Source organism: Williamsia herbipolensis (assembly GCF_036153515.1).
Taxonomy (GTDB): domain Bacteria; phylum Actinomycetota; class Actinomycetes; order Mycobacteriales; family Mycobacteriaceae; genus Williamsia_A; species Williamsia_A herbipolensis.
On sequence record NZ_CP108021.1, the window covers coordinates 3,070,972 to 3,093,032 of the forward strand.

The following is a 22,061-nucleotide window of genomic DNA, read 5'->3' on the forward strand; positions in this document are numbered from 1 at the left end:
GGTCATGCTGTTTCCCCTGGTGTCGTTCCCGTGGATGTCTCGGTGTCGGTGGGTGTCTCGGTGTCGGTCGGGATCACGCGGGCGAGGAGTTCGCCCACTCCCACCTGATCGCCGACCGCGGCCGACAGTTCGACCCGACCGTCGAGCGGTGCGCTCAGTGCGTGTTCCATCTTCATGGCCTCGACGATGACGACCACCGTCCCCGCGGTCACCTCGTCACCGTCGGCGACGCCGACCGCGATGACCGACCCCGGCATGGGGCTCCGGAGGTCGGCGTCGGTCGCCGCGTCGGTGCCGGCGCGTGTGGCGCCCGCCGGGATCTGCGACACCGACCACGTGCCCCCGGTGCGGTACACCCAGATGTCGTTGCCGCGCTGAGCAACTCGATAGCGTCGCCGCGTGCCGTCGGTGGTGATCACGACACCCTCGTCGGTCACGGCGACCGATACGTGCAGCGCGGCGGCGTCGTCGAGCGAGACCCGCGCGTCGTCGGGTGTCCCGGTCACCGACACCACCCGGATGTCGGGCCCGGCCTGTAGGCGGACGACGGTCGCCGCGGCGGGTCGTGAGGCCCGCCAGCCCGTGGGTCGTGACCACGGACCGGAGTCGGCGTCGCGCCAGCGTGCCGCCCATCCGGCGACGGCGGCGGCGATGACCGCGTCGTCGGGGATGACGGGAGCGACGATGGTCTCGACGAGTCGGTCGAGGAAGCCGGTGTCGAGGCGGCCGGCGAGCACGTCGTCCTCGGCGAGAACGGTGCGCAGGAAGTCGATGTTGGTGCCCACACCGAGCACCCCGGTCGCGGCCAACGCGGTGTCGAGCCGCGCGAGGGCGGAGGCGCGGTCGGGCCCGTGGGCGATCACCTTCGACAGCATCGGGTCGTAGTGACTGCTGACCACGGTGCCGGTGACGAGGCCGGAATCGACGCGGATGCCGGTGCCCCGGGGCTCGACCAGGTCGATCACCGTGCCGCCGGTCGGGATGAAGCCGCGCGCGGGGTCCTCGGCGTAGACGCGGGCCTCGATCGCGTGTCCGGTCATCGTCACGTCGTCCTGCGCGATGGCGAGCTTCTCGCCCCGGGCGACGCGGATCTGCCACTCCACCAGATCGATCCCGGTCACCAGTTCGGTCACCGGATGCTCGACCTGCAGCCGTGTGTTCATCTCCATGAAAAAGAACTCGTCGGGTCGGTCGGCGGAGACGATGAACTCGACCGTCCCGGCGCCCCGGTAACCGACGCTGCGCGCGGTGTCGCAGGCGGCGGCCCCGATGCGTGCTCGGGTCGCCTCGTCGAGCAGGGGCGAGGGAGCCTCCTCGATCACCTTCTGGTGACGACGCTGCAGGCTGCATTCCCGCTCGCCGAGGTGGATGACACCACCGTGGGCGTCGGCGAGTACCTGCACCTCGATGTGCCTCGGCGACAACACGAATCGCTCGAGGAACAGGGTGTCGTCGCCGAAGGACGAGGCGGCCTCGCGGCGGGCACCGGCGAGCGCGGCGGGAAGGGCCGACGGTTCGGTGACGACGCGCATCCCCTTGCCGCCGCCACCGGCCGACGGTTTGACGAGCACCGGATAGCCGATGTCGCGTGCGGCCTCCACGAGGTCGTCGTCGGTGAGTCCGGGGCGGGCGATGCCGGGGACGACGGGGACGTCGTGGGCCGAGACGGTGTTCTTGGCGGTGATCTTGTCGCTCATCACCGTCATGGCCTCGGGCGTCGGGCCGATGAAGACGATGCCGGCCGCCTCGCAGGCGGTCGCGAACGCGCTGTTCTCCGACAGGAATCCGTACCCCGGGTGGATGGCGTCGGCGCCGGTGGCGACGGCCGCGGCGATCACCTTGTCGATGTCGAGGTAACTCTCGCGGGCGGGGGCGGGACCGATGCCGACGGCGTCGTCGGCGACCGTGACGTGCAGGGCGTCGGCGTCGGCGTCGCTGAACACGGCGATGGAGCGGATACCCATCGCGCGCAGGGTCCGCATCACGCGCACGGCGATCTCGCCGCGGTTGGCGACGAGCACCGAGGAGATCGGGATCACGTTGTCTGTCATGAGGTCACATCCGGAAGACGCCGTAGGAGACCGGTTCCAGGGGTGCGTTCGCGCACGCCGCCAGGGCCAGTCCGAGGATGCTGCGGGTGTCGGCGGGGTCGATGATCCCGTCGTCCCACAACCGGGCGGTGGAGTAATACGGGTTGCCCTGGTGCTCGTACTGCTCGCGGATCGGCGCTTTGAAGGCCTCGACCTCCTCGTCGGACCACGGCTTTCCGGCGGCATCGAGTTGGTCACCGCGCACCGTCGACAGCACCGATGCCGCCTGCTCGCCACCCATCACCGAGATGCGCGCGTTCGGCCACATCCAGAGAAAGCGTGGGGAATACGCCCGCCCGCACATCGAGTAGTTGCCCGCACCGTAGGACCCGCCGATGACGACGGTGAGCTTCGGGACGCGGGCGCAGGCGACGGCGGTGACCATCTTCGCGCCGTGCTTGGCGATACCGCCGGCCTCGTAGTCGCGTCCCACCATGAACCCGGAGATGTTCTGCAGGAACAGCAGGGGGATGCTCCGCTTGTCGCACAGCTCGATGAAATGCGCGCCCTTCATGGCCGATTCGCCGAACAACACCCCGTTGTTGGCGACGATGCCCACGGGATGGCCCTCGATGTGGGCGAAGCCGGTGACGAGGGTGGTGCCGTAACCGGCCTTGAACTCGTCGAACTCGCCTGTCGTGGAATCGGTCCCGTCCGCTTCGGCGCCGACGTCGACTAGCCGCGAGATCACCTCGCGCACGTCGTAGGGGGTGCGCAGATCCGTGGGGACGACGTCGTACAGGTCGTGCTGATCGGTTGCGGCGGGGCGGGGTTCGCGCACCGGCCAGGGGGACTCGCTCCGTGGGCCCAGTGTGGAGACGATGCGTCGGACCCGGTGCAGCGCGTCGGCGTCGTCGTCGGCGAGATGATCGGTCACCCCCGACACCGTCGAGTGCAGCACCCCACCACCGAGTTCCTCGGCCGTGACGACCTCGCCGGTCGCGGCCTTCACCAGCGGCGGGCCGCCGAGGAAGATCGTGCCCTGATCGCGGACGATCACGCATTCGTCGCTCATGGCGGGCACATACGCACCGCCGGCGGTGCACGAGCCGAGAACGGCTGCGATCTGCGCGATCCCGCGCGCGCTCATCGTCGCCTGGTTGAAGAAGATGCGGCCGAAATGTTCGCGGTCGGGGAACACCTCGTCCTGCTTCGGGAGGAAGGCGCCGCCGGAGTCGACGAGGTAGATGCACGGGAGGTTGTTGTGCAGGGCCACCTCCTGCGCGCGGAGGTGCTTCTTCACGCTCATCGGGTAGTAGGTGCCGCCCTTGACCGTGGCGTCGTTGGCCACGATGACGCATTCCCGGCCCGACACCCGGCCGATGCCGGTGATGACCCCGGCGCCGGGGCACTCGTCGTGGCCGGCGGCGTCGAGATAGATCCCGGTACCGGCCAGGGCGGACAGCTCGAGGAAGGGGCTGCCGGGATCGAGCAGGGTGTCGACGCGATCGCGGGGGAGCAGCTTGCCGCGTGCGACGTGTCGTTCACGCGACGAGGCCGACCCGCCGAACGCGGCTGCGGCCACGCGCTCGGACAGGTCGGCCACGAGGCTCTCGTGATCGGCCCGGTTACGCGCTCGATCGAACACCATCAGCAGACACTCCGGGGGCAACTGGGTTAATGACGACTAACTCAGTTCGGAGGGTACGGCGCGGTGACGGCGGTGTCCAGTACGCAACCGGGTTCGATCGGGTCAGCGATTGCCGAGCGGGATCTCGCCGTTGCCCAGGTTCAGGCATCCCGAGAACGTCTGGAAGTCGCCCGCGAACCCGATCCCGCCGGTGCAGGTCGCTCCCGAGCGGCCGGTGACCGTGACGGTCGCCCCCGGGCCGGCGATGCCGATGGCGAGACCGGGCTTGATGCCGGTCAGGTTCGTGACGGCGCCGGGTCCGCTCGCGATGGCCGCGGGAGCGGCGAAGTTCTGGGCCTGCGAGGTGGCCTTGCCACCGCCGAGACCGATGGCCAACGACAGCCCGTTCCGACCACCGTCGGCGCTCGCCGCGCCCTGGGTGTCGCCGATGGCGGCCGACGTCCCGGTGACCGTCGAGGTCGCGGTGCAGTTCGGGGTGGTCGCGGTCTGACCGGGCAGCGCCGGGCAGGCCAGCGGCGCCGCGGCAGCCGGTGCCGCGCCGAGAGCGATGCCCGCGCCGGCGAGCAGGGTGAAGGCGCCGAGAGCGCTGACGCGGCGGATGGATGTGGTCGACATGAGTCCTCCTTCGATGGCGGTCCCACCGATGGTCACCACCCCCGGAAACGTGTACGACGCGCCATCGTGTCGATTCGGTCACGGGACGGTCACGCCGCGGTGTCGAGCCCCCTGGTCAATTCCGCGCCGCCGGGAAGGACGTCATTCGGAGGCGAGGTCGTATCCGCGCAGGGTGGTGGCGAGCTGACTGCGTGCGCGATTGAGTCGCGATTTCACCGTCTGCACGCCGACGCCGGTGTGTTCGGCGATGTCGGCGTAGCTGAGATCGCCGAACTCCCGCAGCACGAGCGCGGTGCGGAAGTCGTCGGGCAGCTCGGCGAGAGCCGACCGGAGCTGGTCCCGCTCGGCGACGTGCTCGTCGAAACGCGACGCGGTGTCATCGGTGAGGACGACCGGCTGATCGGTGTCGGTGAAGTCGACGGTGTCGGTGCGCGGCTTGCGTCGACGCACGACGGCAAGTGCGCAATTCGCGGTGACCCGGTGCAGCCAGGTGGTGAACTTCGCCTCGCCGCGGAATCGATCGAGGTGTTGCCACGTCGAGATCAGCGTCTCCTGGAAGGCGTCCTCGGCGTCGTGGTTGTTGCCGGTGACGTTGAGGCACACCGCCCATACCCGGTTGCGGTGCAACGACATGAGTTCGCCGAATGCCTGCTGGTCGCCGCCGCGCGCACGCAACAGCAGTTCTGGCTCGGCCGCTCCGGAACCGGTCATCCGCTACACGTGCCAGTCGCTGCCGTGCGATCCCGGATCGTGCGAACCGGGATCGTGTCCACCGTCGTGGCCGGAGTCGTCGTGGCCCCTGTCGTCGTGGCCCCAGTCGCCGTGCCCACCGTCCTCGTGACCGGGATCCAGATGCACGTGATCGGCGTCGTGGGACGCCGTGTCGTGCGGGTAGGCCTCGTGATGGGCGGCGTGATCGGTGACGACGGCGTCGTCGGTGTCGGGAACGGTGCCGTGGTCGTCCATGATCGGCACGTTCGCCGCGTCGACGGGAGGGGTGTCGGGGTCCAGCGCCACTGCCAGCGCCGTCGTCCAGAGGTGTTCGGGCACCGCGTAATCGGCGTCTGGATCCAGTCCGAGGGCCGTCAACACCGACTGCCCGTCGTCCGCGTCGGGTCCGAGTTCCTCGGTCATGAGATCAACTCCGATCGGGTCAGGAAGGTCTTCGCCTCGTTCGTGCCCACGACCCCGCTGATGAAGGCTCGGATGTAGGAACTCGAACTGGCATAGGTGATCTCGGCGGTGCTGCCGGGCGCCTGCTGGATGCCGGCCGCCGCGGTGCGCGCGGTGTTCTCCACCACGGTGCTGGTGCCGCCGGTGTCTCCCCGCCGGATCCGGACCACGTCGGTGCGGGCCTGGGTGCGGTCGGCGGAGACGGTGATGCGAGCACCCGTGGTGAGCAGGCCGGTCACCAGACCGCTGTCGGTGGATATCGCGCACGTGATCTGCGGGATCCCCGACGGTCCATCGGTCGCCTGCTCGCATCCGGTCAGCGCGCTCGCCAGCTTGTCGGGCAGCCGCGCCACGATCCCCTCCGGTGTGGTCTCGCGCAGTCCGGTCATCGCGACCGATCCCGTCGAATCGGCCGCTGCGTTCGGCGCGGAATCGTCGGAGCCGCCCGAGGTGAGGACGACGACGACCGCGACGACGGCCGCCACCATCACCAGCGCACCGCCGGCCAGCAGCGCGCGCCGGCCGCGGCGCGGGGATGCACTGGCCGGCGCCACGGTGCGACCCGATGTCGGCGTCGGCCGGGTCGCGGCCGTGTCGGGGCTGATCGCAGCGGTGGGGCCGGTGGGAACCGCTTTCCACTGCGACATGAGCTCTGCGGCGTCGGGGAGCACGGTCTGCCGGGGGCGATCGGCGATGACCGCGGCGAGAGCGCCCTGCGCAACCACGGTCTTGGGATCGTCGAGGGTGGCGACGGGGCCCAGGGTCTGCAGGGTGCGCTGCACGAGCGGGATGCGTGATGTGCCGCCGGTGAGGTAGAGCGCGGTCAGCTGGTCACGCGATCGGATGCCGGCGTCGTTGAGCACGGCGCGCGTGAGTGCCGCGGCCGCGTCCAACGGGGCGGCGATGAGCTCGTCGAACTCGTCCCGGGTGATCTGCAGGGTCTCGTGGAATCCGCCTCCGGCGGCGGTGATGGTGGCCGACGGCGCCTCGGACAGCAGTTCTTTGGCACGACGGATCGACTCGTCGAGCTGGTGACGGACACCCGCCGGGGCCGTGCGCCGGAGATAGTGCGCCAGATCGGGATTGCGTGCCTCGAGTTGGTGGTCGACCCATCGCCGTATCAGTGCGTCGAAGTTCTTGCCGCCCAACCCGTTGTCGCCCCGTGCGGCGATCACCGAGAACCCGCCGTCGGTGTCGCGCACGAGGACCGCGACGTCGAGGGTGCCGCCGCCGAAGTCGAAGACCGCGATCGTGGCACCCACGTTGAGATCGGTACCGCGTGCGTAATGCGCTGCGGCGGCGCGGGGCTCGGAGATGGTCGTGATGGCCGCGGGGTTCATCCCGGCCCAACCCGCGGCGTCGAGGAGCACGCGGACCTGCGCCGGCGACCATGCCTCGGGGTGGGTGAGCACCAGGTGCGCCGGCATCCGCCCCGCGTGGGCGGCGGCGGCGCGCGAGAACACGGTGCGCAACACCGCGCCGATGGGCAGTGAGGTCCCGATCAGATGCCCGTTGACCGCAATCGACTCCTGGCCCACCAGTCGTTTCGGGGCGGGGATGAAGGCGGCCGGGTTGCGCTGGGCCTCGTTGACGGCGTGATCGCCCACCGCGATGCGGTCCGGCGCGTCGACGAACACCCCCGACGACATCAGGTTGCCCGCGTGCGACAGCGCCAGCGACTCGATCGCGCCGCTCACCGCGGCGGAGTGCGCCGCGGCGGTGTTCGACGTGCCGAAGTCGACGCTGAGGATCCACTCCGCCGATGCCATGGAGGGATCATCCCCGACCGGTCGACTCCACGTCACCCCGCCGTCGGACCACGGCGCCGTCACGGTGCCAACCGCCCGGTCGCAGCGAGCGCGGAGTAGGCCCGCACCACGTCGACCACAGCGGCGTCCTCCGCTGCGGTCGCGGTCGACAGGGCGTGGGCCTGCGTGTCGGCGAGCCGGATTCGCGCCCGCTCGCGCACCTGATCGAGGGTGGCGTCGAGAGGAAGTCCGACGCACTGGGCCCCGGTGCGGCCGGTCAACAGTGTGCGGAGGTCGTCGGCGATCGCGGCGAACGGGTCGGCGGCGAGCAGTCGCTGCAGATCGGCGAGCAGCGCGACCCGCAGCATCGACGGATCGCTACGGACCCCGTAGGCAATGGCGCGGATGTGGTCGCGCGCCGGATGGCTGTAGGCCAGTGCATCGATGCGATCGAGCACCCGGCGGGCGCGGTTCAGCGACGCGAACTCGCCCAGCGATGTGCGCAGGACCTGCTGCAGCAGCGTGATCCCGGAACGCGCGACCAGCCATTCGTTGAGGGCGGCGGCACCCCGCGCAGCGACCGTCCGACCGTTGATCACCCCGTACTCGCCGAGCAGGTCGAGCAGTCGATCGCGGGTCGCGGCGTCGATGACGCCGGGCGCGTCGGACTCGAGGTGGTCGACGAGGTCGAGGGGTCCCCACGACGCCAGCGACGCGAGCGCCCGCGCGTCGGCCTCCACCAACGCGCCGGTGTGACTCGTCTGCGCCATCAGGCCCGAGATCGGCACCACCGTCGAGACGGTGTCGGCCAGCTGTCGTGCCAGGGTGCGTGCGTGGTCGGTGGCGTGCTCGAGCGGGTCGCGCCGACCCAGCGCGCCTTCGCCGAATCCGTCGGCACGCGACAGCACGCCGAGAGTGTTCAGCGGCGAGAGCGGCAGTTGTCGCAGGAACGCCAATTCGTCTGCGCGAGGCGCGGAGTCGAACAGGAAGACCGCGGCGTCGGCATCGACCGACGCCGTCCGTGTCTGTTCGAACCCGTCGATGAGAACGCGGCGGGTCGCGGTCTCGTTGCCCGTGGTGAGTGTCGCGAGCCCGGGGGTGTCGATGAACGTGAGGTCGCGGATCGCCGCCGACGGCAGCCACCGATGAAGGTAGGCGATCTGCTCATCGGGTAGGGGGAGTCCGGCGGGGGAGGTCGGCGTCCCGCTGTCCAAGGCGACGGGGTGTCGTGCCCCGTCGAGGGCGACGACCTCCGCGCGTGAGGGTGCGCCGTCGGAGTAGATGGTCACCACCCGGGTGGCCTCGAGTGCCGCGGTCTCTGCGACGGGCGCACCGATGAGGGCGTTGACGAGGGTGGACTTGCCGGCCTTGAGCCGCCCGACGACGACCAGCCGCGGAGGGGCCCACAGCGTCGCGCCGATCTGGTTGGCGTGGGCCACGAGGTCGCCACCGAGGCCGGCGAGCGCCCGCAGTCCGTTGTCGAGCGCGACGTGGACCGGATCGGGATGGGGCGCAGGAGCATTCACGGCGTCACCTGCACGGACACGCGGGCGAGCATCGACTCCGTCTCGGCCAACCGCTTGGCGATGACCGAGCGGTTGGTGTCGAGGCGGGCGAGGTCCTTCTCGCGACGTGTCGCATCGGAGGTGGCGGCGTCGCGCGCGACACCGATCTGCCGTTGGAGGTCCTCGATCGCGGTGCGCAGGTGCTCGCGGTACCGGATCACGATCTCCGGCCGGGCCTGGGCGATGGCGAGCTCGAGGAGTCGGGCGGTGACGGTCTTGGTGGTGGCCAACGTCTCCCGCAGCCACGACAGCAGGTTCGTCTTGCCGGTGCGCATCGCACGGAAGCCGAGATTGACTCCCACCCAGACGGTTCCGACGATCGCACCCACGCCGAGCGCGGTGGACAGGCCGATCACCCCGCCGATCATCGACGAGCCCATGATGCCCATGTTGAGAAGCGTCGGGTCGAACAGGCCGTGACGACGGCTGCCCACCGGCTGGGCCTCGATGCGCGGACCCTGCAGCGATTCGACGATGCGGCCGCAGATCTGCTCCCACACCACGTCGGAGTCGAACCGGGGCGCGACGATCGTGGAGTAGAGCTGTTCGAGGAACTGCGCCATGGTGACCGCGAGCGCGCGCTCGAGCTCGTCCTGCATGTCGGCGGTGAACTTCTGCGGGCTGCGCCGCAACACCTCCATCCCGCTCTTGTTGATGCGGGTGGTCCAGCGCGCGCGGATCTCGTCGAGACGCCGATCGCTGTCGTCGATGGCCTGCTGTCGCAGCTGGGTGAGGTCACGGGCGAGGTACTGCTCCCATTCCCGACTGCGGTCCTTGAGCGTCTCGAGGGCGTCGAGTTGTGCGGTGAGGTCGGGGAGCGTGGTCCCGCGGCCGGCGACCGCGGCGTACTCGGCGTCGACGCGACGCGCGACGGCGAGCAGTCCTTCCCTGGTGGTACGCAACGCATCTGCGGCGGGAAGCCCCTGTGCCGCGTCGAGGCGGTGCATGATCTCAGCCCGCAGATCGATGATGCCCGAGGTCATCTCGGCGCGGTCACGCTCTCCACCGGGTGGCAGATCGGCGGCGAGCACCGCGCGCAGGCTCGACACCCCGATGACGGGTATGTCGCGCTGCAGATGCGTGGTGAGCAGCCGCCGGTTGTCGGCGACGATGGCCTTCCAGCGTCGAATGTTCTTGTCGGTCTTGGTCACCGCGACCACGAGGGCGTCGACCGAGGCGCCGGCCTCCCGGATGAAGTCCATCTCCGGCGCGGTCAGCGGACTCGACGCGTCGCACACGATCACCACCACGCACGCCTGCTGGGCGCTCTGGACCGCCAGCGCGGCCATCGCCGGGTCGAGACCGCCGACGCCGGGGGTGTCGACGATGGTGACCCCGGGCATCGCGGTCTCGGTGACGGGGATGCTCGCGCGGGTGGGTAGCGACTCGACGTGTGGATCACGCACCTGACGCCCACCGACGGTCACCCAGTCGGGGAGGGCGGTCAGCGGGATCTGCTCCGAGCGGTCGGGGAACAGCAGGGTCGCGGTGCCGTCGAGGGGCGGGTCGTCGGTGGGGGCGACACCGATAGCCACCGTGGTCGTGACGTCGACACCCACCGGTGACAGGTCACGCCGGCCGACCAGCGCGTTGACCAGCGAACTCTTGCCGCGCTTGACCTCTCCGACGACCACCACGGTGCGGGCCTGGCCGTCACGAGCGGCCTTACGCGCCGCGAGGTCGGCGACGTCGTCCATCTTGTATGCGCGCAGCACCGTTGCCGCGGCGGCGAGCACCGAGTCGGTCTGTGCGCGCAGGTCAGAAGGTGTCACCTGCGTCGATCGTGCATCTGTATCGCTCATGACCACGTTTCCGAATCTGGTTAACTGGGCCCGATCCCAGCAGGAGGAGACCACATGCGGTCGAGAGTAGTTCTCGCCGGCGCTGCCGCCGTACTCATCGCGACCACGGTGACGGGGTGCGCCACCTCCGTCGACGGACAGGCCACCCCCGCCTCGCAGACGCTGTCGCCGGGCGAGGTCGATCTCGCCGCTCTCGACCCGGGCAGCTATCAGACGACCCCGTCGCCGGCCTTCGGCATGGCCACCGGTGCTCAGATCGTCGAGTACGAGGGCCAGCGCATGGCGGAGTTCGTCTACACGCCCTCGGAGATCGATCCCGAGTTCACCGACGTCAAGAACCCGACGTCGATCATCCGCAGTCGCGCGAACCTCACCAACGTGGTGGGGCGCGACGCCGCGTTCGTCCCCGCGAACGACCGTCTGGTGGCCGGATTCGTCACCTCGGCCGGCACCCCGCAGCTGCGGCTGAGCGATCCGACCCGCGGGATGCAGCTGATGGTGGTGCGCTACACCGATTCCGCGACGGCGGCGGGCGCGGCGCGGTCGATGTTCGACGCCATGGTGCGACAGAACAAGTCGATCCCCGTGCCGCTGGCCGGTCTGGCCACCACTCTGGCGGCACGTACCGACGCCGGCGGAAGTGCCGCGGTACCCATCGCGCCGACGCTCGCGACCTTCACGCCCTTCAAGGACTATGTGATCTACGCCTGGGCCAGTGCTCCCGCGGGACAGGAGAAGCGGAGTGAGGACACCGTGCGAACGGTGCTCACCCGCGAACCGGGTCTGCTGAACGGTTTCCCCGCCACCCCCACGAAGGCGCAGAACGGGGGGAAGCCGGTCGAGGTCGCTGTCGATCAAGATCAGATCCTTCTCTATGCACTGCCGAACAAGGATGCGAACGCGGTCAACGGATCTGACCGTGCGGTCTACGGACCGCGGGGGATGGCGCACATCGCGTCGTCCCCGTCGACGATGCTTTCGACGCTCACCGCGGCGCAGTCGACACACAATGCGGTGTGGGACACCACGGTCTACCGCGCCGCGACCGGGACCGGTGCGACGTCGATCATGAACGACCTGGTGAACGCCGATGTCCAGAACGGGGCGACCAAGGTCGACTCCCCGAAGGGCCTGCCCATCGCTTCGTGCGTTTCGCGCGACACCGACACCGGCCAGGAGAACTCGTGTTTCGTGACGGTGGGGCGGTATGTCGGCGAGGCCGACGATCGTGATCCGACCGCAGTCGCGCAGAAGATCTCCGCCCAGTACCTCATCCTCACCCGGGCCGATCAGACCGCCAACTGATCGATCCGGGCCGGGTGGCAGAGCAGCCGCCCTGCCACCCGGCCATCCGCTCTCAGTGCCCGTGGTACGAGGAGTCCGAGGCGGAGTGCGACGACGACGGGTCCTCGATGAAGGGCACCGAGGTGTGCATCGCGCTCGTCGAGTCGACGTGGCCGTCGTAGTCGGAGTCGACCTCGCAGGTGTCGAGCGTTCCGTCGTGGTCGGTGTCGCGCATCAGCATGTCGATCCGACCGTCGTGGTTGGTGTCGAACGCCATCACGTCGACCTTGCCGTCGTGATCGGTGTCCTTCTGACCCATGTCGATCTTGCCGTCACCGTCGGTGTCGGCCAACATCACGTCGGCGCCGTGGGAATCGGTGCTCCAGCGCATCCCCGACGTCGCCGACGCACCGGTTGAGGACGAGTCCGACCCGTAGCTGTCGCTGCCGGCCGATCCCGAGTGGACCGACCCGTAGGTGTCGCTGCTGCTGCTCGAGGAGCTGTCGTCGTCGGAGTAGCGGCTCGACGAGCTGGTACCCGAGTAGGGGCTGGTCGACTCGCTGCTCGACGAGCTGCCGTAGGTCGAGGAGCTGTCGGTGGTGGACGAGCTGCCGTAGGTCGAGGTGCTGTCCGAGGAGGGCGTGCTCGCCGAGGAGCCGGAGAACGAGTGTGCGGTGGCCGCACCCGACGGGGTCCCGGTGGCGTCGGCGTAACCGTCGTGGTCGGTGTCGATCGAGCGGGCGTCGTAGCGTCCGTCGCCGTTCGTGTCGGTGTCGGTGACGTCGGAACGTCCGTCGCCGTTGTTGTCGACGAGGCGGACATCGGCGCGGCCGTCGAAGTCGGTGTCCTTCTCCTCTACGTCGGCGCGGCCGTCTCCGTCGGTGTCGACGAGGTAGACGTCGTTGGTGCCGTCGTGGTTCGTGTCGCTCTGGCTGACCTTCATGGTGGTTCTCCTCGATGCTCGTTGTGGCTGTTCTTGTCGGTCACAGCATTGGATGCGGCGGGATCACGGGAAAGTTCCCGACAATCGAAAAGTTTTTTCGCGACCTCGTGACCTGCGGTGACCGGCCCGATGATCGGCGCCAGCGGCCACTTGGCAGTATCGGGACATGACGGAGCTCATCCACGCCGACGAACTCGAGGTCGGCTCGGTGTGGCCGTTGGGGAGTTACACCCCGACCGAGGCCGAGATCATCGAGTTCGCGCGTCAGTGGGATCCGCAGCGGTTCCACACCGATCCGGCCTACGCGGCCGCCCACTTCTTCGGGGGCATCATCGCCAGCGGTATCCACACGATGGCGATCTTCCAGCGGCTCGCGGTGCCGGCTGTTTTCGATCGATGGGCCACGATCGCGGGCCGAGGGATGGAGGACGTCCGGTTGCTGCGGCCGGTGCGGCCGGACGAGGAGTTGACGGGATCGATCACGGTCGACGCCGTCGACCTGCACCGGCCCGACCGGGCGACGGTGTCGCTGACCGGCCGGCTCGACTCACCCGACGGCGCGGTGCTCACCATGGCGCTGGAGATCGCCGCCCGCCGACGGGCGGCTACCGACGGTTGACGCGTTCGCCGGTGACGTCGACGAGGTGATGCACCGGGTCGTGGATGAAGTACCGCGCGAGGGTCTCGACGGTGAACACGCTGCCGTCACTGCGCCGACCGGTGCGCATGCGCGCGGTGGGGGGCACCGCCCGGAAGTCCCGCGCGAGAGCGAGGCCGGCGTCACGCAGTTCGGCGAGGACCACGGCGGGATCCTGCTCGCCGTACCTCTCGGCGATCGCCGTCGCATCCTGATCCCAGTTGTCGAACAGTGGATCGGTCTGCGCGAGCATCATGTCGAGACGAACGCCGAATATCCGGAAGACGTCGCGGACATGCGCCGCGTACTCCAGGGGCGACCACGTGTGGTCGTCCGGGCGCAGCGCGGGATCGGCGACGTCGAGCGCCCGTGGCCATCGGTCGACGTTGTCCTCGGTGAGGTCGGCGACGGTGTCGAACTCGATCCGTGAGGCGTCGAGACCGCAGGCCGGACAGGCCCTCTCCAGCACCCAGGTCCAGTTCGCGGTGTCGGGCACGATCGGCATGACCGAACGGTAGCGAGGTCCCGGTCGTACCGCCGGTCTCGCTACCGGCTTTGGCGCGAATTGTGCGGAGAGCGGCAGGATCTCGGTGCTGTCACCCGGCGTCGCGGCGGCAGGCGATGACGGCTCCGTGCGGCCGCTGCCCGGCGGCCTCCCGGACATGGGTCTCGATCACGTCGAATCCCGCCTCCGCCAGCAGGTCGGCGAGCCATGAGACGGGCCACCGGTACGCGGTGATCACCGTGTGGGCGAACGGCTCGACCACCGTGTCAGCCGCGAAGTGTCCGATCAGCAGGCCTCCGCCGGGTGCGATCACGCGTCCGAGCTCGGTCAGGGTCCGTCGCACCGCGGCGGGATCGAGATGGATCAGGGAGTACCAGGCGAACACGGCCCCGATCGACGCCGCCGGGAGCTCGAGGGATTCGAGGTCGCCCTGGGCGACATCGAGGTGCGGGTGGTGCGCTCGCGCATGCTCGACGAACTCCGTCACCGGGTCGACACCACTGACGTCGCAACCACTTTCGTGGAGGAAACCCGTCCACTGACCGGGGCCACAACCGACGTCGAGCACCCGGCCTGACGTCGACGACGCCCACAGGCGCACCAGTTCGCGATCGAGTGGGTGGGTCGCAGCGATCGATCCGAACCGATGGATGTACTCGCCTGCCCAGTGCGCGTACGCGATACGAGTCGACTCGGTGTCACCCACCGTTCGACCGTACCGCCAGGGTTGTCGACCTAGGCTGGTCGACATGCGACGAGCCGATGCCACCCCGCGGCCCGGTCGCCCGGTGCGCGGATCCACCAGCGGCCGCCCGATCATGGCGCTCCTCGATCTCCTGGGGCGTCGGGCGACGCTGGGGATCCTGTGGGCGCTCGCCGAGGGGCCCGCGTCGTTCCGGGCACTCCAGGAGCGCGCCGGTGGGGTCGCCGCGAGCACGCTGAACGCGCGGCTGGCCGAACTGCGCGACGTGGGACTCGTCGAACGGACCGATGCGGGGTATGCGCTCACCGACGACGCGAGCGCGCTCATCGAGGCGGGTGCCCCGTTGGTGGGGTGGGCCGACGACTGGGCCGCGCGCATCACCGACCGGACGGCTTGTCCCGACGGCGAATCACGATGAGACGAGACGAGAACGAACAGATCTCAGCGTGACCGGACGGCCTGGGCGCCGAGGAACGCGACGTACGCGCCGAGTCCGACCCATCCGAACGTACGTGTCGCGGGGATCGCGATCGCCGTCCCGACCACGGTCTCGGTGATGCCGTTGCGGGTGATCCAGGTGTCGGTGTCATCGGGGAAGGCCTGCGCGGTGATGCCGGCGAAAGCCTGCGGCACGATGAAGTGGGCCACGCCGGTGGCCGCGAGGCCTGCGCCGACGACGGTGGCGGCGGTGACGGGTCGATCCGACATGGCAGAACTCCTCGGGTGGTGGCGACGGTGTCCGGAGTGCCAGTCAATCGCACGGCCGCTCTCGAATCAAGAGCGGCCGTTCCCCAGGTCTCACAGCCGCGGGTCGACGGGCTCCGATTCCATGGCGAGGAGTCCGAACACGCACTGGTGGATGCGCCACAGCGGCTCGCCCTCGGTGGCGCGGCGCAGGGCCTCGAGCCCGAGGGCGTACTCGCGCAGGGCCATCGACCGCTTCTGTCCGAGGTTGCGTCGGCGCAGCCCCTCGAGCGTGGACGGGGTGGTGTAGTCGGCGCCGTAGATGATGCGCAGGTACTCACGGCCGCGCACCTTCAGTCCCGGCTGCACGAGGCCCTTCGGTCCGCGCCCGACATTGGCGAGCGGCTTGACCACCATCCCCTCACCGCCGGCACCGGTGAGCTCCTCCCACCACGCGATGCCCTGCGCCCGCGACGACGCGTCACCGGTGTCCACCACGCAGCGACGCGTCGTGCGGAACAGCTCCGGCGCGGCGTCGACGAGACGGTCGGCGATCGCGAGATGCCAACCGTGGTCGCGGGTCTCGTAGGTGGCGCCGTCGCTCGCGAGGACCTGGAAGGGTGCGATCGCGATCCCCAGCGGCGAGTCGATCGGCGCGACGTGGCGGCGGTAGGCGTCGACGAACCGGTCGGCGTCGGCGGCACGTGACCGCGTCCGCGTCAGCAGGTCGCTCACCGCGAGACCCCGATCGGCCGCCGTCTGGAGGACGGAGACGGCGGCGGGCAGCGCCGTCGTCGCCGCGGCACCGACGCGGGCGTACTGGTCGCGGACCAGTGCCTCGGCCTTCACCGTCCACGGCAGGATCTCGGTGTCGATCAGCAGCCACGTGGCACCGAGCTCGGCGAACACCCCGGCCATCTCGGCCGCACGTGCGACCGCCGCGAGAACCGCGGCCTGGGTGTCGGTGTCGAAGAACGCGCGACCGGTACGGGTGTGGATGACGCCCGTGCCGTCGACCGACACCCGCACCACCGCCCGCGATCCCATGTGCTTCTCCTCGCAGATCACCTGCGACACCGCGTTCTTCGCGAAGAAGTCGAACGCCTCGTCGGGGTGTTCCAGCAGTCCGTCACGCGACGAGCTGTCGACCGGTGACATCGTCGGCGGCAGGTACACGAGTTCCGACGGTGCGACGGCGAAGCGGCTCATCACCTCCAACGCGCCGGCCGCGTTCTCCGCGCGCAGCGAGATCCGACCCATGTACGCGGTGTCGATGACCCGCGGGCCGAGGACGTCGGTGAGCGCCAGCACCTGTGGGTCCCGTTCGGGAGGGGCAGGCGGCCGCACCGGCTCGTAGTAGGTGGCGGCCGCGGGCACCGAGACGACCTCCCGTTCGGGATAGCGCAGCGCCGTGAGGCTGCCGCCGAACACGCAGCCGGTGTCGAGGCACAGGGTGTTGTTCACCCACTCGGTGGTCGGAACCGGTGTGTGGCCGTAGAGAACCGTCGCCGCGCCGCGGTAGTCGTCGGCCCACGGGTAACGGACGGGCAGTCCGAACTCGTCGGTCTCACCGCTGGTGTCGCCGTACAGCGCGAAGGCGCGCACCCGACCCGACGCGCGTCCGTGGTATTTCTCCTTCAGGCCGGCGTGGGCGACGACGAGTCGACCCCCGTCGAGGACATAGTGCGCCACGAGACCGTCGCAGAACTCCCGGACCGCGGCGGTGAACTCGGCCCCGGCGGCCGACAGCTCGTCGAGTGTTCCCTGCAGCCCGTGGCTCGGGGCCACATCCTTGCGGCTCAGCGCGCGAACGAGTTTGGCCTCGTGGTTGCCCGACACGCACAGTGCGTTGCCCGACGCGACCATCCCCATCGCCAGGCGGAGCACGCCCACCGAGTCGGGACCGCGGTCGACGAGATCACCGACGAACACCACGCGGCGCCGGTCGGTGTGGGAGGCGTCGACCGGCTGACCGTCGGCGTCCTCGATGACGATGTATCCCAGGCGCATCAACAGCTCTCGTAGTTCGCCGAGGCAGCCGTGGACGTCGCCGATCACGTCGAACGGCCCGTGGTCGTCACTGCGGTCGTTGAACAGCCGCGTCCGTGTGAACGACACCTGCGCCACGGCCTCGACGGAATCGAGCACGTGGACCGTGCGGAACCCCTCACGCTTGAGGCTGCGCAGCGAGCGGCGCAGCTGGTCGTGCTGTCGCTTCACCACGTGCGACCCGAAGGTCCGGTCCGGGCGTGATGCGTTGCGCTCGACGGCGAGCGACACCGGGAGGTCGAGGACGATCGCGACCGGGAGCACGTCGTGTTCTTTCGCCAGCGCCAGCAGGGACTTCCGCGACGACGCCTGTACATTCGTCGCGTCGATCACGGTGAGCAGCCCACGGCTCAGGCGCTTTCCGGCGATGTACTCCAGCACGTCGAAGGCGTCGCCGGTGGCGCCCTGGTCGTTGGCGTCGTCGGAGACCATCGCGCGACAGTCGTCGCTCGATATGACCTCGGTGGTCGCGAAGTGCTCGGCGGCGAAGGTCGACTTGCCCGACCCGCTGGTGCCGATGAGGAGAATCAGGGACAGACGCGGTATGGCCAACTCGGTCATGACGCATCCTCCAGTTGCTCGCGAACTCGGAAAACAGCCATCTGCGTGGGCGATCCGACGATCTCGTCCACCTCGCCCACCGTCTGGAGACCCACCGAGTAGCCGTACCGTTCGGCCGTTGCCGCAGTCCATGCGGCGAACTCCGCGCGCGTCCACTCGAACCGGTGGTCGGTGTGACGGAACGCGCCGGGTGCCAGCCCGGGATAGCGGACGTTGTACTCGGCGTTGGGCGTGGTGACCACGACCGCGCGCGGCCGCATCGCCCCGAACACGGCTGCCTCGACGGTCGGGAGTCGTTCGATGTCGATGTGTTCGATCACCTCCATCAGCACCGCGACGTCCATTCCCTCGAGTCGGTCGTCGGTGTACATCAGCGACGACAGCAGTAGTTGCAGTCGCTCCGACTGCCGTTCGGTCATGCGATCGGTGTGCAACCGGGTGGCGGCGGTCGACAGTGCCGAATCCGACACCTCTGTGCCGACCACCGACGTCACGCCACGAATCTCGAGCAGCGACGCCAGCAATGCACCCTGACCGCACCCGAGGTCGACCACCGAAGAAGGCTGTAGCTCCCGCACCGCCTGCAGGACCGAGTCGTGCCGGTCACGTACCAGCGGCCGGACGGTGGTGACCACCTCCTCGGCGACCGCATCGTCGGCCGGTCGGTCGTCGAGTTCGACGAGTCGTTGTATGGCAGCCTCTTTCAGCCCGCGCTGCCGCGCGAGATAGCGGTGCGTGATGAGGTCCCGTTCGGGATGCGTGGCCAACCACGAGCCGCCCGTGCGGATCAGCTTGTCGATCTCTCTCTCTCCGACCCAGTAGTGCTTCGCGTCGTCGAGGACGGGTAGCAGGACATACAGGTGCCCCAGAGCATCGGTCAGGCGCTGGGTTCCATGAAGGGTGAGCGACACGAACGGCGCAGCGCCCCACTCGGGTCGGGTGGCGTCGAGCACGACCGGGGTCGCGGCCACCGTCCACCCCAACGGGGCGAACAGCCGTTGCACCAGTTCGGGATCCCCCGGAACCGCGGGCAGGGTGATCTCGAGATCGGCGGCGCGGTCCACGAGCTGCTCGTGGCCGGGACACCGTCCGTTCAGCGCCGACCGGAACACCTTTCCCATGGCGACGGCGAGCAGCGACGACGCCACGTACGGGCGGTCGTTGATGTACTGCCCGAGGGCGAAACCGTCTCGTGCGCCGGAGCGCCCGCGGACGAGTGCGACGGGATCGACCTCGAGCAGCAACGCGACGGTGCAGATGTCCTCGGTGACCTCGGGGTAGAAGACCTGCGCTGTCCCGCCGTAGACGTCGAACGACTGCACCCGGTCGGGGTGCTTGTGCAGCAGAAAACCGATGTCACTCGGGACATCGAACGCCGGGGAGCGTCGCGCCGAGATGGTCAAGAACATCGGGCCAGTGTGCCGCACCGGACTGCTCGGCCACCTCCGGTTTTCGGCGCCCGAACTAGTCTCACGATGTGACGGAGCGGCTGATCGTGGTGAGTGCGGTGGTGATCCGCGACGTCGAGGGGCGGGTGCTGACCGTCCGCAAGCGCGGGACGTCGCGGTTCATGCTGCCGGGCGGCAAACCCGAGCCCGGGGAGTCGGCGGCGCAGGCCGCGATCCGCGAGGTGCACGAGGAGGTCGGTGCCGTCCTCGATCCGGCGCAGCTCACGTCTCTCGGCGTCCACGCGACCCCCGCCGCCAACGAGGACGGGTACACCCTGCGCGCATCGGTCTTCGAACATCCCTGGCTGGACATCCCCGGGGCGGCCGCGGAGATCGACGAGGTGCGCTGGTTGGCGCCGGTCGAGGGAGACCGCCCCGACATCGCGCCGCTGCTCACCCAGGCGGTGTTCCCGCTGCTCTCGCGTGGCGCCTGATCGTCCTCGCCGTACACAACCATCACCGGTGATCATCGGTGGGTGCGTGGTGTCCGCGCCGCCCGGTATCGGTGATGGTTGTGTCGGTGTAGGCCGATCGGATGAGTTCGGCGCGTCTCGAAGTGGTCGGTCGAACCATGTCTGAGAATCGCGTGATGCGGACGATGACGATGCGGCGCGTGATCGCGGCGACTGCTGCCACGGGGGCGCTGACGCTGGCGATGTTCACCGGGTCGATGGCGACCGGCGGGGCCGTCGCCCAGGCCGATCCCGGGCCCGTGCACACCGTGAGCGACGGTTGTGGATCGGGCTATTACGAGAACTCCCGAGGGTCCTGTATCCCCGAACCCGATTCCACGCCGACCGGTATCCGCTGCAAAGACGGGACCTACAGCCACGCCGCGACGCGGCAGGGTGCGTGCTCGAACCACGGCGGGATCGACAACGGATCGGGTGCGGGCGCAGCGGGCGGCGACCCGACCGCGATCATTCTCGGCAGTTTCGCGATCGGTGGACTCGCGCTGGGCAGTGCAGCCCTCGGGCCACTTCTCCTGTTCGGGAGCAGCTGACGCGCGGTGTACGTGTCGATCGATGGCGGAGGATAGGGGATTCGAACCCCTGAGGGCTGTTAACCCAACCCGCGTTCCAGGCGAGCGCCATAGGCCACTAGGCGAATCCTCCAGTGCTGCGATAGTAGCCGCGGCGGGGATGACCACCAAAAAGGCCCTGGTCGTGGCAAGGGTTGGAGTCGCCGCCACCCCACCGTCTACACTCGACCTCGGATCCCGCGCGGCGTGCATCCTGTGAACTCCCCCAGGGCCGGAAGGCAGCAAGGGTCAACGGGCTCTCTCGGGTGCGCGGGATCCTCTTTTTATGTGTCCACCACGGCGCGGTGGTGTCGGACCTGAAGAGATCGTCTGCGAAAGGCCAGCGTGAACTACCACTCGATGAGTGCCGCCGAACTGGGTTCCACCCGCGACGAGCTGGCCGGACTCTACGAGACGCTGCAGGCCGCGGGGCTGAAACTCGATCTCACCCGGGGCAAACCGTCGCCCGATCAGCTCGACCTCTCCAACGGACTGCTGTCGCTGCCGGGTGACACCCACACCGACCCCTCGGGCACCGACTGTCGCAACTACGGCGGTACCGCCGGTCTGCCCGGTCTGCGGGAGATCTTCGGCGAACTGTTGGCCGTGCCGTCGAAGCAGCTGATCGCGGCGAACAACTCGAGCCTCGAGATCATGTACGACCTGACCGTGTTCGCGATGCTGCACGGCACCCCCGATTCGGACGGTCCCTGGGGTCGCGACCCGGTGAAATTCCTGTGCCCCGCGCCCGGATACGACCGGCACTTCGCCATCTGCGAGAGCCTCGGCATCGAGATGGTGACCGTCGAGATGCTGCCCAACGGTCCCGACGTCGACGCGTGCGCGGCGCTGGTCGCGGACGATCCCACGATCAAGGGACTGTGGGCGGTGCCCACGTTCTCCAACCCCACCGGTGTCACCTTCAGCGAGGACGTGGTGCGCGGCCTGATGGCGATGCCCGCCGCGGCGCCCGATTTCCGTGTGTACTGGGACAACGCCTACGCCGTGCACACGCTCACCGAGGATTTCCCGCCGCCGGTGCCGATCCTGGAGATCGCCGCGCAGGAGGGCAACCCGAACCGGCCCTACGTCCTCGGCTCGACGTCGAAGATCACCTTCGCCGGCAGCGGGGTGTCGTTCTTCGGGTCGTCGGAGTCGAACATCGCGTGGCACCAGAAGCATGTCGGCATCAGCTCCATCGGCCCCGACAAGGTGAACCAGCTCCGTCACCTGATGTTCTTCGGAGACGCCGACGGTGTGCGCGCCCACATGGCGAAGCATCGAGAGTTGTTGGCGCCCAAGTTCGCACTGGTCGCGAAGATCCTCTCCGATCGTCTCGGCGACTCCAAGGTCGCGTCGTGGACCGAGCCCGACGGCGGCTACTTCGTCAGCCTCGACGTCATCGACGGCACCGCCGCGCGTGTGATCGAACTGGCCAAGGAGGCCGGTATCGCGCTGACCGCGGCCGGCTCCACCTACCCGTACAAGCGCGATCCCTACGACCGCAACATCCGCCTGGCGCCCACCTTCCCCGGCACCGAGGAACTGGCCACGGCGATGGACGGCGTCGCGACGTGTGTGTTGCTCGCCGCGGCCGACAAGCTGCTCGCGGTGGGTGCGGTTCCCGACCCGAAGTCCTGAG

20 protein-coding genes, 1 tRNA gene and 1 other RNA gene are annotated in these 22,061 nt (G+C 69.3%); 7 read left to right on the forward strand and 15 right to left on the reverse strand.

Annotated features, from left to right (window positions below; translation table 11 throughout):
- Positions 1-2: 2 nt before the first annotated feature.
- The 8 genes from OG579_RS13995 to OG579_RS14030 all read right to left on the reverse strand — a co-directional run bounded on the left by OG579_RS13995 (position 3) and on the right by OG579_RS14030 (position 10,554).
- Positions 3-2,051, reverse strand: coding sequence for an acetyl/propionyl/methylcrotonyl-CoA carboxylase subunit alpha (locus tag OG579_RS13995; RefSeq protein WP_328856420.1), 2,049 nt, complete (start codon positions 2,049-2,051; stop codon positions 3-5).
- A gap of 4 nt (positions 2,052-2,055) precedes the next feature.
- The gene (locus OG579_RS14000; protein ID WP_328856421.1) at positions 2,056-3,681 is read right to left on the reverse strand and encodes a carboxyl transferase domain-containing protein; all 1,626 of its coding nucleotides are present in this window, start codon (positions 3,679-3,681) and stop codon (positions 2,056-2,058) included.
- Between the two features lie 102 nt (positions 3,682-3,783).
- Positions 3,784-4,296 (reverse strand): DUF6764 family protein, encoded by a 513-nt coding sequence (locus tag OG579_RS14005; RefSeq protein WP_328856422.1) that lies wholly within the window; start codon positions 4,294-4,296, stop codon positions 3,784-3,786.
- A 141-nt stretch (positions 4,297-4,437) separates the two neighbouring features.
- Positions 4,438-5,007, reverse strand: coding sequence for an RNA polymerase sigma factor (locus OG579_RS14010; protein WP_328856423.1), 570 nt, complete (start codon positions 5,005-5,007; stop codon positions 4,438-4,440).
- A 3-nt stretch (positions 5,008-5,010) separates the two neighbouring features.
- Positions 5,011-5,430 (reverse strand): hypothetical protein, encoded by a 420-nt coding sequence (locus OG579_RS14015; RefSeq protein ID WP_328856424.1) that lies wholly within the window; start codon positions 5,428-5,430, stop codon positions 5,011-5,013.
- A complete protein-coding gene (locus OG579_RS14020) occupies positions 5,427-7,238 on the reverse strand; it encodes an Hsp70 family protein (RefSeq protein WP_328856425.1) in 1,812 nt (603 codons plus the stop codon). The genes OG579_RS14015 and OG579_RS14020 overlap by 4 nt, the downstream gene beginning before the upstream one ends.
- 59 nt (positions 7,239-7,297) lie before the next feature.
- Positions 7,298-8,743 (reverse strand): dynamin family protein, encoded by a 1,446-nt coding sequence (locus OG579_RS14025; protein WP_328856426.1) that lies wholly within the window; start codon positions 8,741-8,743, stop codon positions 7,298-7,300.
- Positions 8,740-10,554, reverse strand: a complete 1,815-nt coding sequence (locus OG579_RS14030) for a dynamin family protein (protein WP_328856427.1) — start codon at positions 10,552-10,554, stop codon at positions 8,740-8,742. The genes OG579_RS14025 and OG579_RS14030 overlap by 4 nt, the downstream gene beginning before the upstream one ends.
- A gap of 84 nt (positions 10,555-10,638) precedes the next feature.
- Here OG579_RS14030 and OG579_RS14035 point away from each other — a divergent pair, with 84 nt between their 5' ends.
- Complete coding sequence (locus tag OG579_RS14035; protein WP_328856428.1) at positions 10,639-11,889, forward strand: DUF7373 family lipoprotein; 1,251 nt, start codon at positions 10,639-10,641, stop codon at positions 11,887-11,889.
- 52 nt (positions 11,890-11,941) lie between these two features.
- Here the strand turns inward: OG579_RS14035 and OG579_RS14040 are convergent, their stop codons facing one another.
- Positions 11,942-12,811: a hypothetical protein gene (locus OG579_RS14040; protein WP_328856429.1), complete on the reverse strand. Its 870-nt coding sequence runs from the start codon at positions 12,809-12,811 to the stop codon at positions 11,942-11,944.
- Between the two features lie 166 nt (positions 12,812-12,977).
- On the opposite strand from OG579_RS14040, the gene OG579_RS14045 reads away from it, so the two are divergent.
- A complete protein-coding gene (locus OG579_RS14045) occupies positions 12,978-13,430 on the forward strand; it encodes a MaoC/PaaZ C-terminal domain-containing protein (RefSeq protein WP_328856430.1) in 453 nt (150 codons plus the stop codon).
- Here OG579_RS14045 and OG579_RS14050 read toward each other — a convergent pair.
- Together OG579_RS14050 and OG579_RS14055 are read right to left on the reverse strand one after the other, a co-directional pair.
- On the reverse strand, positions 13,417-13,953 hold the full coding sequence (locus OG579_RS14050; RefSeq protein ID WP_328856431.1) for a DinB family protein: 537 nt from the start codon (positions 13,951-13,953) through the stop codon (positions 13,417-13,419). The genes OG579_RS14045 and OG579_RS14050 overlap by 14 nt on opposite strands.
- Before the next feature lie 91 nt (positions 13,954-14,044).
- Positions 14,045-14,659, reverse strand: a complete 615-nt coding sequence (locus tag OG579_RS14055) for a class I SAM-dependent methyltransferase (RefSeq protein WP_328856432.1) — start codon at positions 14,657-14,659, stop codon at positions 14,045-14,047.
- A 43-nt stretch (positions 14,660-14,702) separates the two neighbouring features.
- Between OG579_RS14055 and OG579_RS14060 the strand changes: the two genes are divergently transcribed.
- A complete protein-coding gene (locus OG579_RS14060; RefSeq protein WP_328856433.1) occupies positions 14,703-15,074 on the forward strand; it encodes a winged helix-turn-helix transcriptional regulator in 372 nt (123 codons plus the stop codon).
- Positions 15,075-15,097: 23 nt separating this feature from the next.
- Here OG579_RS14060 and OG579_RS14065 read toward each other — a convergent pair whose 3' ends face one another.
- The 3 genes from OG579_RS14065 to OG579_RS14075 all read right to left on the reverse strand — a co-directional run bounded on the left by OG579_RS14065 (position 15,098) and on the right by OG579_RS14075 (position 19,359).
- Positions 15,098-15,364, reverse strand: coding sequence for a hypothetical protein (locus OG579_RS14065; protein WP_328856434.1), 267 nt, complete (start codon positions 15,362-15,364; stop codon positions 15,098-15,100).
- Positions 15,365-15,454: 90 nt separating this feature from the next.
- Positions 15,455-17,950, reverse strand: coding sequence for a polynucleotide kinase-phosphatase (locus tag OG579_RS14070; protein WP_328856435.1), 2,496 nt, complete (start codon positions 17,948-17,950; stop codon positions 15,455-15,457).
- A complete protein-coding gene (locus OG579_RS14075; protein ID WP_328856436.1) occupies positions 17,947-19,359 on the reverse strand; it encodes a 3' terminal RNA ribose 2'-O-methyltransferase Hen1 in 1,413 nt (470 codons plus the stop codon). The genes OG579_RS14070 and OG579_RS14075 overlap by 4 nt, the downstream gene beginning before the upstream one ends.
- Before the next feature lie 68 nt (positions 19,360-19,427).
- On the opposite strand from OG579_RS14075, the gene OG579_RS14080 reads away from it, so the two are divergent.
- A complete protein-coding gene (locus OG579_RS14080; RefSeq protein WP_328856437.1) occupies positions 19,428-19,832 on the forward strand; it encodes an NUDIX hydrolase in 405 nt (134 codons plus the stop codon).
- Positions 19,833-19,969: 137 nt separating this feature from the next.
- Positions 19,970-20,401 (forward strand): DUF3761 domain-containing protein, encoded by a 432-nt coding sequence (locus tag OG579_RS14085; RefSeq protein ID WP_328856438.1) that lies wholly within the window; start codon positions 19,970-19,972, stop codon positions 20,399-20,401.
- 23 nt (positions 20,402-20,424) lie between these two features.
- Here the strand turns inward: OG579_RS14085 and OG579_RS14090 are convergent.
- Positions 20,425-20,513 (reverse strand) — tRNA-Ser (locus OG579_RS14090).
- Positions 20,514-20,609: 96 nt separating this feature from the next.
- On the opposite strand from OG579_RS14090, the gene ffs reads away from it, so the two are divergent.
- Together ffs and OG579_RS14100 are read left to right on the forward strand one after the other, a co-directional pair.
- Positions 20,610-20,704, forward strand: an RNA gene (gene ffs / locus OG579_RS14095) — signal recognition particle sRNA small type.
- A 60-nt stretch (positions 20,705-20,764) separates the two neighbouring features.
- The gene (locus OG579_RS14100; RefSeq protein ID WP_328856439.1) at positions 20,765-22,060 is read left to right on the forward strand and encodes an aminotransferase class I/II-fold pyridoxal phosphate-dependent enzyme; all 1,296 of its coding nucleotides are present in this window, start codon (positions 20,765-20,767) and stop codon (positions 22,058-22,060) included.
- Position 22,061: the final 1 nt, after the last annotated feature.